The 12895-nt window shown below is 74.6% G+C and carries 9 protein-coding genes; 6 read left to right on the forward strand and 3 right to left on the reverse strand.

Going from position 1 to position 12895, the window contains the following annotated elements; translation table 11 throughout:
- Nucleotides 1–59: 59 nt before the first annotated feature.
- From HNR68_RS12210 to HNR68_RS12220, 3 genes are all read left to right on the forward strand, one after another.
- Complete coding sequence (locus HNR68_RS12210; RefSeq protein ID WP_179720535.1) at nt 60–626, forward strand: DUF3090 domain-containing protein; 567 nt, start codon at nt 60–62, stop codon at nt 624–626.
- A gap of 5 nt (nt 627–631) precedes the next feature.
- The gene (locus tag HNR68_RS12215; protein WP_179720537.1) at nt 632–1426 is read left to right on the forward strand and encodes an SCO1664 family protein; all 795 of its coding nucleotides are present in this window, start codon (nt 632–634) and stop codon (nt 1424–1426) included.
- A gap of 309 nt (nt 1427–1735) precedes the next feature.
- Nucleotides 1736–2659 carry an MBL fold metallo-hydrolase gene (locus tag HNR68_RS12220; RefSeq protein WP_343050087.1) on the forward strand — a complete coding sequence of 308 codons (924 nt, stop codon included), beginning with the start codon at nt 1736–1738 and terminating at the stop codon, nt 2657–2659.
- A 40-nt stretch (nt 2660–2699) separates the two neighbouring features.
- Here the strand turns inward: HNR68_RS12220 and HNR68_RS12225 are convergent, their stop codons facing one another.
- Nucleotides 2700–3932 (reverse strand): serine hydrolase, encoded by a 1233-nt coding sequence (locus HNR68_RS12225; RefSeq protein WP_179720541.1) that lies wholly within the window; start codon nt 3930–3932, stop codon nt 2700–2702.
- Between the two features lie 131 nt (nt 3933–4063).
- Between HNR68_RS12225 and HNR68_RS12230 the strand changes: the two genes are divergently transcribed.
- Both HNR68_RS12230 and HNR68_RS12235 read left to right on the forward strand, forming a co-directional pair.
- Nucleotides 4064–5464, forward strand: a complete 1401-nt coding sequence (locus HNR68_RS12230) for an ATP-binding protein (protein ID WP_179720543.1) — start codon at nt 4064–4066, stop codon at nt 5462–5464.
- Nucleotides 5464–7416, forward strand: coding sequence for a vWA domain-containing protein (locus HNR68_RS12235; RefSeq protein WP_179720545.1), 1953 nt, complete (start codon nt 5464–5466; stop codon nt 7414–7416). Before HNR68_RS12230 ends, HNR68_RS12235 begins: the two co-directional genes overlap by 1 nt.
- Before the next feature lie 8 nt (nt 7417–7424).
- Here HNR68_RS12235 and HNR68_RS12240 read toward each other — a convergent pair whose 3' ends face one another.
- Nucleotides 7425–8699 (reverse strand): VanZ family protein, encoded by a 1275-nt coding sequence (locus HNR68_RS12240; RefSeq protein ID WP_179720547.1) that lies wholly within the window; start codon nt 8697–8699, stop codon nt 7425–7427.
- A gap of 17 nt (nt 8700–8716) precedes the next feature.
- Nucleotides 8717–11905, reverse strand: coding sequence for a BTAD domain-containing putative transcriptional regulator (locus tag HNR68_RS12245; RefSeq protein WP_179720549.1), 3189 nt, complete (start codon nt 11903–11905; stop codon nt 8717–8719).
- Between the two features lie 116 nt (nt 11906–12021).
- On the opposite strand from HNR68_RS12245, the gene HNR68_RS12250 reads away from it, so the two are divergent.
- Entirely contained in the window at nt 12022–12885 is an 864-nt protein-coding gene (locus tag HNR68_RS12250; protein ID WP_343050089.1) for an NAD(P)-dependent oxidoreductase, read from the forward strand.
- The last annotated feature ends 10 nt before the right edge of the window (nt 12886–12895 follow it).

Below are 12895 nucleotides of genomic sequence, written 5' to 3' on the forward strand. Positions count from 1 at the left end.
AACAAAACGGGGGCCAGTCGCGCACCGCGCGCGATCGGTGGCCTAATGTCGGAGGGGTCATGGCTCGTGTCATCCACGTCTTCCGTCAACCCGACCGCTTCGTCGCCGGAACGGTCGGGGAACCTGGCGACCGCACCTTCTACCTGCAGGCGACCGAGGACGTCCGCACGGTGAGCGTGCAGCTCGAGAAGCAGCAGGTGTCGGTGCTCGCCGAACGCATCGGCGCGCTGCTGGACGAGGTGCAGCGGCGCTTCAACGCCGAGCTGCCCGCCCAGACCCCGGAGGAGCTCGTCGACACCGACCCGCTGCAGGTGCCCGTCGACGAGGAGTTCCGGGTCGGGACCATGGGGCTGGGCTGGGACGCCGAGACCGAGGCGGTGGTGGTCGAACTGCTCGCCGTCACCGACGAGGAGATCGACGAGTCGGTGGTGCTCGACGACACCGAGGAGGGCCCCGACGCGCTGCGGGTGTTCCTCACCCCCGCGCACGCGCGGGCGTTCGCCGAGCGCGCGGAGCGCGTCATCAACGCCGGCCGCAAGCCCTGCCCGCTGTGCGCCGAACCGCTCGACCCGAGCGGGCACATCTGCCCCCGGCAGAACGGCTACCGCCGCGCAGAAGAGGTCTGAGGCGCGTGCGCGCCGATGATCCAGCGGTCCACGAGCTGCTCCTGCACGGCCGGTTGGACGTCCAGGGGCGGTTGGTGGAGGCGTCCAACGCGACGCTGTTCTGCGGGGTCGAGGTCGACGGCCTGTCCGCCGAGTGCGTCTACAAGCCGGTGCGCGGGGAGCGCCCGCTGTGGGACTTCCCGGACGGCACGCTGGCCGGCCGCGAGGTCGGTTCCTACCTGCTCGCCGAGAGCACGGGCTGGGGACTGGTCCCGCCGACGGTGCTGCGCGACGGCCCGTTCGGGCCGGGCATGGTGCAGCTGTGGGTGGACGTCGAGGAGGGCTCCGAGCTGGTCGACGTCGTCCCACCGGACGAGGTGCCGGACGGCTGGTTGCCGGTGCTGCGCGCCCAGGACCACCACGGTGATCCCGTCGTGCTCGCGCACGCCGACCACGAGCAGCTGCAGCGCCTGGCGGTGCTCGACGTGGTGATCAACAACGCCGACCGCAAGGGCGGGCACATCCTGCACGCCCCGGACGGCCGGGTGCTGGGCGTGGACCACGGGGTCAGCCTCAACACCGACGACAAGCTGCGCACCGTGCTGTGGGGGTGGATCGGCGAGCCGCTGCCGGAGGAGGCCGTCGACCGCCTCGGTGAGCTGCGCGCCCGGATGGAGGGGGAGCTGGCGGAGCAGCTGGCCGAGCACATCACGGTGAAGGAGGTCCAGGCGATCAGCGCCCGGATCGACCGTCTGCTCGAGGCCGGGGTGTTCCCGGCCCCGTCCGGCGACTGGCCCGCCATCCCCTGGCCCGCCTTCTGACGCCGGTCTGACCTCGGGCGTCCTCCGCCACCTCGGCGGAAGAGCCGTCCGTCCCTTCCACGGGGGTTCTGCCCCTTCCGCCCCCTCTGGGGCGACGCGCATGCCGTGGAACACGTCAACGGCGTGCCGGGACCCGACGCGCCGACGTGTGCCGGGGTCTCCGCGCGATCCCGGTGGAGATCAGGTGTCCGACCTCCACGGGGTGGCGGCCGGGTTGTGGTCCACGACTGCTGTGATCTTCGGGTGTTGTGGGTGCGGGGGGCGGGGTGCGCAGGGCAACCTGGGGGCGTGCGAGCCCAGGACCAGCCGGTGCGAATCCCGTCCTCCTACGCCGACCGCCTGCACACCCCGTTGCCCGGCTTCCGCGACGTGCTGCGGCTGATGTGGACCGGCGGGTTCCGGGGACGGGTGGAGGACGCCGACCGGATCCCGGTGCTGCGCCGCGGCCTGCCGCCGGTCGCCGCGCAGGACACCGCGGTGACCTGGGTCGGCCACTCCACCTACGTGCTGCGGATGGCCGGGGCCACGGTGCTCACAGACCCGGTGTGGTCCTCCCGGATCCCCGGCGTGCCGCGACGGCTGACCCCGCCCGGTGTGGCGTTCAGCGAGCTGCCGCCGGTCGACGCGGTGGTGATCAGCCACAACCACTACGACCACCTGGACGCCCCGACGGTCCAGCGGCTGCCGCGCTCGACGCCGGTGCTGGTGCCCGCCGGGCTGGGCCGCTGGTTCCGGCGGCGCGGCTTCACCGAGGTCGTCGAGCTCGACTGGTGGCAGTCCGCGGAGGTGGCCGGACTGACCTTCGACTTCGCCCCGGCCCGGCACTGGAGCCGCCGGGGCCCGCTCGACACCTGCCGGAGCCTGTGGGGCAGCTGGGTGATCACCGGGCCGCGGCACCGCGTCTACCACGCCGGGGACAGCGGCTACGGGCCGCACTTCGCCGAGATCGGGCAGCGGTACCCGGGCATCGACGTGGCCATGGTGCCCATCGGCGCCTACGACCCGCGCTGGTTCATGGCACCGGTGCACATGGACCCGGAGGAGGCCGTGCAGGCCGTCGCGGACCTGGGCGCCGCGCACGCGGCCACGATGCACTGGGGCACCTTCGTGCTCACCCGCGAACCGGTCGTGGAACCGTTGACCCGGGTCCGCAAGGCCTGGCGCGAGGCGGGCCGCGACCCGGAGCAGCTGTGGGACCTGGCGATCGGCGAATCGCGCGTCCTGGAGGCCTGACGCCCCGGGCCCGCGGCGCCGCGGGCCCGGGACGACCGGCTCAGTCCACCAGGGCCTGGTAGACGAGCTGGTGCAGCTGGGAGCGGATCGGGTGGGTGCTGGAGGGCATCAGCTGGGTCATGAACACGACCGTCAGCTCCTCCTGCGGGTCCACCCAGAACGCCGTGCTCGCCATGCCGCCCCAGGCGAACTCGCCCTTCGAGCTGGGCACCTTGGCGGCCACCGGGTCGTCCACCACGGAGAAGCCCAGGCCGAAGCCCTTGCCCGCGTTGGCCGCCTCGGAGAAGGAGCCGAGCGCCAGCGTCTCCAGGTCGGCGCCGCCCGGCAGGTGGTTGCGGGTCATGTAGTCCACCGTGCGGCTGCCCAGCAGCCGGGTGCCGTCCAGCTCGCCCCGGCGCAGCAGCATCTGGGTGAACCGGTGGTAGTCGTGCGCCGTGGAGAACAGCCCGCCGCCGCCGGAGAGCGCCTTGGGCAGTTCGAAGGCGGCCGCGTGGGCCAGGTCGTGCTTCGGGTGGCGCCGGGCCTTGCCCTCCGGGTCGGCCACGTACAGGGTGGCCAGCCGGTCGGCGTCGGAGCGGTCCACCGCGAACCCGGTGTCGGTCATGCCCAGCGGTTCGAAGATCCGGGTGCGGAAGAACTCGTCGAGGGTCTGCCCGGAGGCCACCTCGACGATCCGGCCGAGCACGTCGGTGGACACCGAGTAGTTCCAGGCGGCGCCGGGGTCGAACAGCAGCGGCAGCGACGCCCACTCGTCACAGCAGCCGGCCAGGTCCATGTCGTCGGCCACGCCGTTCTCGAAGCCCGCCTGCCGGTAGAGCTCGTCCACCGGGTGCAGGTAGTGGAAGGCGTAGGTGAGCCCCGAGGTGTGGGTCAGCAGGTGCCAGATCCGCATCTCCTCGCCCGCCGGGCGGGTCTGCGGCGCGCGGGCCGTGCCCCCGGTGTAGACCCGCAGGTCGGCGAAGGACGGGATGAAGTCGCTGACCGGGTCGGTGAGCTCGAAGGCACCTTCCTCGAACAGCATCATGATCGCCGTGGAGGTGATCGGCTTGGTCATCGAGTAGATGCGGAACAGCGTGTCCTGCTCCACCGGCGCACCGCTCTCGACGTCGCGCATCCCGTGCGTGGCGAGGTGCGCGACCTTGCCGCGGCGGGTGACCATGACCAGCCAGCCGGGCAGCTTGCCCGCGTCGACGTACTGGGCGAAGTGCCGGTCGATGCGCCGCAGCCGGTCCGGGTCGAAACCGACTTCGCCGGGCTCCACCTCGATCTCCACTGGGTCCCTCCTCGGTGTGCAACGGGTACGCAGCGTTTCTACACGCCAGGGGCGACACCGAGTAGTTCGGAGCGCGAAAGATCTCCTCCGCCCCTCGGCGTTCGACGGTCCCGGCGGGTAGCGTCGGAGGGGTGACGATCCCGACACCACCTCCTGGTCTGCCGCGCACCGCGGGGGAACTGCGGGCCAGCGGCCACGCACCGCGCAGCGTGAAGGCCGAGCTGCGCGCGAACCTGCTGACCGCACTGCGTTCCGGCCGCGCGCTGTGGCCCGGCATCGTCGGTTTCGACCGCACCGTGCTGCCGCAGCTGGAACGCGCGCTGATCGCCGGGCACGACGTGGTGCTGCTCGGCGAGCGCGGGCAGGGCAAGACGCGACTGCTGCGCAGCCTCGTCGAGCTGCTGGACGAGTGGACCCCGGTCATCGAGGGCTCGGAGCTCGGCGAGCACCCGCTGCAGCCCATCACCCCGGCTTCCCGGCGGCGGGCCGCCGAGCTCGGCGACGACCTGCCGGTGGCCTGGCGGCACCGCAGCGAGCGCTACGTCGAGAAGCTGGCTACCCCGGACACCTCGGTCGGCGACCTGGTCGGCGACGTCGACCCGGTCAAGGTCGCCGAGGGCCGGTCGCTGGGCGACCCGGAGACCATCCACTTCGGACTGGTGCCGCGCGCGCACCGCGGCATCGTGACCGTCAACGAGCTGCCCGACCTGGCCGAGCGGATCCAGGTCGCGCTGCTGAACGTCATGGAGGAGCGCGACATCCAGATCCGCGGCTACAGCCTGCGGCTGCCGCTGGACGTGCTGCTCGTCGCCACCGCCAACCCCGAGGACTACACCAACCGCGGCCGGATCATCACGCCGCTGAAGGACCGCTTCGGCGCCGAGATCCGCACCCACTACCCGCTGGAGGTCGAGGACGAGGTGGCGCTGGTGCGCCAGGAGGCGGACCTGCCCGCCGAGGTCGGCGACCACCTGCTGGAGGTGATCGCGCGGTTCGTCGGCCACCTGCGCGAGTCCAGCGCGGTGGACCAGCGCTCCGGGGTGTCGGCGCGGTTCGCCATCGCCGCCGCCGAGACCGTGTCGGCCGCCGCGCTGCACCGTGCCGCGATCACCGGCGAACACCCCGCCGTGGCGCGGCCGGTCGACCTGGAGGCGGTGCCCGCGGTGCTGCGCGGCAAGATCGAGTTCGAGGCCGGGGAGGAGGGCCGCGAGGACGAGCTGCTGGGCTACCTGCTGCGCCGCGCGGTGGCCGACACCGCGCGCGGCCTGTTCGCCGGGCTGGACCTGGGGCCGCTGGCCCAGGCCGTGGCCGACGGGCACCCGGTGGCCACCGGGGAGCGCGTGTCCGGGCACGACCTGCTGACCGCGCTGCCGGAACTGCCGGTGCTGCACCAGGTCGCCGAACGCCTCGACGTGCGGGCCGGTGACCCGCCCGGGCGCATCGCCAGCGCCGTGGAACTGGCGCTGGAATCGCTGTTCCTGGCCAAGAAGCTCGGCAAGGACGCCGAGGACGACAGGTCGGTGTACAGCTGATGTCCCGGCGGTTCCGGTACAGCGCGTGGCACGGCGGGGCCGACCCCCTGGAACCGCCGGTGGACCTGCGCGCCGCGCTGGACCAGATCGGGCGCGACGTCATGGAGGGCGCCTCGCCGCGCGCCGCGCTGGAGGAGCTGCTGCGCACGGGCACCCGCGACGTCGCCGGCCTCGACGAGCTCACCCGGCAGCTGTGGCAGCGGCGCAGCGAGCTGCAGCGCCGCCACCGCCTGGACGGCACGATCGCCGAGGTGCGGCGGCTGCTGGACCGCGCGCTGGAGCAGGAGCGGCTGGCGCTCGCGGCCGACCCTGGTGAGGACGCGCGGTTCCGCGAGCTGCAGCTGGACGCGCTGCCGCCGGACGCGGCCGGGCAGGTCGCCGAGCTGGCCACCTACGACTGGCGTTCCCCGGACGCGCGGGAGACCTTCGAGCAGGTCCAGCAGATGCTGGGCACGGAGTTGCTGGAGCAGCGCTTCCAGGGCATGAAGCAGGCGATGCAGCAGGTCACGCCGGAGGACGTCGAGCGGGTGCGGGAGATGCTCGACGACCTGTCGGACCTGCTGGCCGCGCACGCCCGCGGCGACGCCGACGTGCCGCAGCGCTTCGAGCGGTTCATGGCGCGGCACGGGGAGTTCTTCCCGGAGAACCCGCGGGACGTCGACGAGCTCATCGACGCCCTCGCGGCCCGCTCGGCCGCGGCCCAGCGGCTGCTGAACTCGATGAGCCCGCAGCAGCGCGACGAGCTGCTGGCGCTGTCCCAGCAGGCCTTCGGCGATCCCCGCATCGCGCAGGCGCTGCAGCGCCTGGACCAGCAGTTGCAGCAGCTGCGGCCGGGTGAGGACTGGACCGGGCGGGCGCGCTTCCGCGGTGACCAGCCGATGGGGCTGGCCGAGGCGACCGCCGCGATGGCCGAGCTCGGCGAGATGGACCGGCTGGCCGAACAGTTGAGCCAGTCCTACCCCGGTGCCAGCCTGGCCGACATCGACCTGGAGGCGCTGGAGCGGCAGCTCGGCCCGCGCGCGGTCGTGGACGCCCAGCGGTTGGCGGAGATCGAGCGGCAGCTGCGCCAGCAGGGCATGCTGCAGCGCGCGCCGGACGGCAGCCTGCGGTTGAGCCCGCGCGCGATGCGCCGGCTCGGCGAGACCGCGCTGCGCTCGGTCGTCTCGCAGCTGCGCTCCCGCCGCGGGGAGCGCGACACCCACCGCGCGGGGGCGGCAGGGGAGCTGACCGGCACCACGCGCCCGTGGAGCTACGGCGACTCCGAGCCGTGGGACGCCCCGCGGACGGTGCGCAACGCGGTGCTGCGCCGCGCGGCGGAGGGCCCGGAGTCGGCGCTGCTGGACGTCTCCGACCTGGAGGTCGCCGAGACCGAGCAGCGCTCGCGGGCCGCGGTGGTGCTGTGCGTGGACACGTCGTGGTCGATGGTGCAGGACGGCCGCTGGGTGCCGATGAAGCGCACCGCGCTGGCGCTGCACCACCTGGTGGCCACCCGGTTCCGCGACGACGCGCTGCAACTGGTCACCTTCGGCCGCTACGCCTCCACCGTGGACATCGGGGAACTGGCGGCGCTGGAAGGGGTGTGGGAGCAGGGCACGAACCTGCACCACGCGCTGCTGCTGGCCGGCCGGCACCTGCGCCGCCACCCGGACGCCGAGCCGGTGGTGCTGGTGGTCACCGACGGCGAGCCCACGGCCCACCTGGAACCCGGCGGCGACGCGGTCTTCCAGTACCCGCCGGACCCGCGCACGCTGGCGGCCACGCTGTCCGAAGTGGACGCCCTGACGCGGCGGGGCACGACGCTGAGCGTGTTCATGCTGGGGGAGGACCCGCGGTTGGAGGCGTTCGTGGACCTGCTGGCCCGGCGCGGTGGCGGCCGGGTGCTCGCACCCACGCCCGACGGGCTGGGCGCCGCCGTCGTCGGCGACTACCTCCGCACCAAGCGCCGCCGCTGACGGCAGGTCTACTGCGACGGCGTCGAGGACGCGGTCTCCGTGGGAGTGCCCTCCTCGGGCGTCTCCGGGCCCTGCGCGGAGCGGAGGGCGCGCTTGTGGGGCAGCGCCACGTTGTGCACACCGGAGAGGAGTTCGTGGACCCCGTAGTGCCGCGGGTGGCGGTAGAGGGCCACGCAGAACACCAGGAGCAGCAGCCCGCTCGCCGCGACGACCGCGACGGCCCCCAGCAGCGGCACCCAGGCGGTGGCGAGGAAGTGCAGCACGTCCAGCGGTTCCTCCACCGCGACCGCGACGGCGTCGAACACCCGGTCGCCCAGCACGTGCAGGACGAACCCGGTGCCCGCCGTCAGCACGCCGACGACCGGGAGCATCGGGACCGCCAGCACCACGGCCCGCAGCAGCAGGCGCCACGGCGCGGGGCGCTCGCCGTCGCCCGGGCCGGCCAGCTCGAGCAGCAGCAACCGCTTGCCCGGCGTCCCGCCGGTGGCCCAGGGCAGCAGGACGTAGTAGGCCAGCAGCACCAGCAGTGGCCCGACCACGAGCGCGTCGTCACGGAGGACGGGCACCAGCACCAGCGTGCCGACCAGCACCGCGAACGGCAGCACGCACATGTCCACCACGAACGCCAGCAGGCGCCGTCCCAGCGGGACCGGGCGCCGCGCCAGTGCCGCGTCGTCGATGGAGTCCAGGGTCGGCAGCCAGCGGGTCAGCGGCCCGGCGAACCACCAACCCAGCAGGGCACCGGAGGTGTTGGTGATGACGTCGTCGACGTCGGCCAACCGGTAGGGGCACTCGTAGAGGCCCCACACCCCGGTCAGCTGGGTGCACTCGAAGAACAGCGACACGCCCAGGCCGATCGCGGCGGTGGTGAGCAGGCTGCGCTGGAAGTGGTAGCGCAGGTACACGCCCAGCGGCACCAGCAGCGCGACGTTGAGCAGCGCTTGCCACACGGCCGGGTTGTGCAGCACCAGGGCGCCGACGCTGACCCGCCCCTCGGCCTCCTTCCAGACGTCGCCGAGGGTGTTGCCCGGCACCAGCGCCGGGTGCGACATCTGCGGGTACTCCGCGCACACGTCCACCCGCCGCGAGGGCAGCGGGATCAGCGTCATGAAGAACGCGGTCAGCGCGTAGAACAGGAAGCTGTAGAACGACAGCGTGCGCCAGCTCGACATGATCCCGTGCCTGCGGTAGGTGACCACGGCGGCGGGAGCGAACAGGACGAGGGCGAGCACCGGGAAGACGACCGCTGCCGTCTTGATGGGCAGCAGGTGAACGCTGGACACGGGCCTCGATCATACGTTCACGCCCGGTGGCGCGCGTGCTCGGTGGGTGACCGGTGCCGCGACGCGGCGTGACGGGAGCCAGGTGGTGCCGAGGGAAGCCGCGCGACCAGGGCGTCCACGCCCGCCGGGTAGTGCTCCTCGCCCTCGGCGAAGCAGCGGCGGACGTCGTCGTCGGGCAAGCGCTTCCGCACCTCGGCGGTGATCCGGTCGACGTCGCCGCGCTCGGCCGGGGGCAGCGGCACGCCGACCGAGGCGCGCGCCGCCGCGGCCGCCCCGAGCAGCCGGGCGGCGCGGTCCGGGGCGGCCACCGCGTCGGCACCGGCCAGGCCTTCGAGGGCCAGGGCGACGGCGCGGGGGTCGGCGACGCGGCGCGCGGTCCGGTAGGCGTCGAGGTGGTGCCGGCGGGCGGTGTCGCGGTCACCGCGCTGCTCGGCGAGGAACCCGAGTTCGGCCAGGAGCAACGCGTTCCCCGGTTCCTGCTCCACCCGGCGGTGCCAGGCGAGCACGCGGCGCAGGTGCCGCTCGGCCTCGTCGAAGCGGCCTTCGCGGCGCGCCCCGAGCGCCAACCCGGTCTCGGCGTACACCTCGGCGGGGGTGAAGCCGTGCTCGGCCGCCACCCGCATCGCGCGCCCGTGCAGCTCGCGCGCCCGCGGGTGGTCGTGCCGGAGCAGCGCCACCCGCCCGAGCCAGGACGTCTGGTAGGCCACCTCCGCCCACAGGCCGAGTTCCTCCGCGCCGCGCAGGGCTTCGGTGTGGTGGCGCTCCGCGCTGTCGTAGTCGCCGGTGGTGGTGGCGATCATGCCGAGCGCGAACAGCGCCTGGGCCAGGCCCCAGCGGTCGCCGGTCGCGCGGAACAGCTCGGCGCTGCGCCGCGCGTCGGCCGTGGCGGCGGCGAGGTCACCGCGGGCCATGCGGTGCGCGGAGCGGTCGCTGAGCGCGGCGGCCAGGCCCCAGCGGTCGTCGAGCGCGGTGAACTCGGCGACCAGCTCGTCCAGCGCCGGTCCGGACGCCGTCAGGTCCGCGACCGTGCACTGCGCGTGCGTGGTGAACCAGCGGGCGCGGGCCCGTCGTGCGCGATCGGGGACGTCCTGCCACGCCGCGACGTGGTCCACCGGCTCACCGGCGAGCAGCGCGATGCCCGCGTACCACGCGGCGGCCTCGGCCCGCGCCGGGCCGGAGCCGGCCAGCGCCGCGGCGAGCGACTGCCGGGCCTCGCTGAGCCTGCCGCGCAGGAACCAGTACCAGCACAGTGCGGTGACCAGCCGCAGCGCCGCTTCCGGGGAGGAGTCGTCGAGGACCGCGCGGAAGGTGGCCGCCTCGGCGTCGAGCAGCTCCAGCCACCGGCGCTGCTCCGGCCCGCGCAGCCGCTCCGCGGCGCGTTCGGCGAGCGCGGTGCAGTGGTCGTTGCGCCGCTGCCGCAGCACGTCGTGCTCACCGGCCTCGCGCAACCGCTGCGCGCCGTGGGCGGCGACGCTGTCCAGCAGCCGGTAGCGGCGCCCGCCGTTCCCGGTCTCGACCGCGACCACGAGCGACTTGTCCACCAGCCGCGCCAGCAGGTCCAGCACCTCCGCCGGGCGGACGTCGTCACCGGAGCACACCGCCTCGGCGGTCTCCAGGGTGCAGCCGTCGGGGAGGATCGCCAAGCGGCGCAACACGATCCGCTCCGCGGGCGGCAGCAGCTGCCAGCTCCAGTCGATCACCGCGTGCAGCGTCCGCTGCCGCTCCGGCGCGTCGCGGTGCCCGGAGGTCAGCAGCGCGAATCGGTCGTCCAACTTGGACTCCAGCGCGTGCGGGCCGAGCACCCGGACCCGGGCGGCGGCCAGCTCCAGCGCCAGCGGGATGCCGTCCAGCCGCCGGCAGATCGCGGCCACCGCGGCGGCGTTCCCGGCGTCGACCGCGAACCCCGGCGAGGAGGCGGCGGCGCGGGCGGTGAACAGCTGGACCGCGGCCGCGGCGCGCACGGCGGCCGGGTCGGCACCGACGTCGGGAACGGCCAGCGGCGGCACCGGCAGCAGCGTCTCGCCGGCGATGCCCAGCGGTTCGCGGCTGGTGGCGAGGACGCGCAGGCCCGGCACCGCCCGCACCAGCCGCGCGGCCACCGCCGCGGCCGAGGCGACGACGTGCTCGCAGTTGTCCAGCACCAGCAGGACCTGCTTGTCGCGGAACGCGTCCACGAGCGGGTCGGCGGTGCCCAGCGCGGACTCCTGCACCCCCGCGGCGGCGAGCACGGCGTGCTCCACCGAGCAGGTGGTGTCCTCCTCCGCCGGGATCCCGGCGAGCTCGACCAGCCACACGCCGTCCCGGAACGCGGTCCCGCGCGCGGCTTCGACCGCCAGCCGCGTCTTGCCGACACCGCCCGGCCCGGTCAGCGTGACCAGCCGGGAGGTGCCCAGCAGCGCCCGCACCTCGGCGATCTCACCGTCCCGGCCGACCAGCTCGGTCACCGGGGCGGGCAGGTTGTGCGGGGCCGCGGTCGGGGCGGCCAGGGAGGCGTCCTGGGTCAGGATCGCCTGCTGGAGCTCGACCAGCTCCGGGCCCGGGTCGATGCCCAGCTCCTCGGCCAGCCGCTCGCGGAGGTCCGCCAGCGCGGCCAACGCCTCGCCCTGCCGCCCGGCGCGGTACAGCGCCCGCGCGTGCAGGGCGCACAGGCGTTCCCGCAGCGGGTGCGCGGCCACCAGCTCGCCCAGCTCACCGGCGAGGGCGGCGTGCTCGCCCAGTTCCAGGCGGACCTCGGCGAACTCCTCCAGCGCGGCGAGGCGCTCCTCCAGCCGCTGGCGGACGGCGAGCGCGAACGGCTCGTCGGTGAAGTCGGCGAACGCGGGACCCCGCCACAGCGCCAGCGCGTCGGCGAGCAGCGCCCGGCGCGCGGCGGGGGCCTCCGTCGCGCGGGCCTGCGCGACGAGGCGGCGGAACCGGTGCGCGTCGACGGCGTCCGCGTCGGCGGCCAGCGCGTAGCCGGCGGGGCCGCGGGTGACCAGCTCGCGTCCGATCGCCCTGCGCAGCTGCGACACCTTGGTCTGCACCGTGTTGGTCGGGTTGCCGGGCGGCTCGGCGCCCCACAGGTCGTCGACCAGGCGGTCGGTCGGCACCGGCCCGTCGTGCGCGAGCAGCACCGCGAGCAGGGCGCGGACCTTCGCCTCGGGCACCGCGACCGGTTCGCCCTCGGCGGTCCACACCCCCAGCGGGCCGAGGACTCCGAATCGCACGCACCCACCGTAGCCCGCGCACGAGCCGCCCCCAGCCGTTCGTGCGCGTCCCGTGCGCGCCACCGGGCACGGTGGACACCGCCTCGCACGGAGGGACGAGACGGAGGAGAGGGAACGTGAACGAGCCAGTCACCGTGATCGGCCTGGGGCCGATGGGACGGGCCATGACCGGTGCCCTGCTGGACGCCGGGCACCCGGTGACGGTGTGGAACCGGACCGCGAGCCGGGCCGACGGTGTGGTGGCGCGCGGCGCGGTGCTCGCCGCGAGCCCGGCCGAGGCGGTGCGCGCCAGCGAGGTGGTCGTGCTCAGCCTGACCGACTACCAGGCGATGTACGACGTCCTGGGCCCGGTCGAGGACCTGTCCGGCACGGTGCTGGTCAACCTCAGCTCGGACAGCCCGGAGACGACCCGCGCGGCGGCGGCCTGGGCCGCGCGGCGCGGTGCCCGGTTCCTCACCGGCGGGGTGATGGTGCCGGCCCCGGTGGTCGGCACCCCGGACGCCTACGTCCACTACAGCGGGCCGTGGGACGTCTTCGCCGCGCACGAGGAGACGTTGCGGGTCATCGGGGTCCCGCACCACATGGGCACCGATCCCGGCCTGGCCCAGCTGCACTACCAGGCCGGCCTGGACGTGTTCCTCACCACGCTGTCGGCCTTCCTGCACGGGACAGCGCTGCTGGGCCGGGCCGGGGTGACGGCGGCGGAGTTCGCGCCGTGGGCGGCGCGGGTCCTGCGCCTGGTGGTCGACCTCCTGCCAGGCGCCGCCGAGCAGGTCGACGCCGACCACCACCCCGGGGACCTGAGCACCGCCCGGATGATGGGGGCGTCCGCCGCCCACGTCCTGGCGGCCAGCGAGGAGGCGGGCATCGACCTCGGCCTCCCGCGCGCGGTCAAGGCCCACTACGACCGCGCGATCGCCGCGGGCCGCGGCGGTGACGACTGGACCAGCCTGGTCCACGGCGTCCGCGACCCCGGCTAGGCACGTCCGC

The sequence above is a fragment of the Saccharopolyspora hordei genome (genome assembly GCF_013410345.1).
Taxonomy (GTDB): domain Bacteria; phylum Actinomycetota; class Actinomycetes; order Mycobacteriales; family Pseudonocardiaceae; genus Saccharopolyspora; species Saccharopolyspora hordei.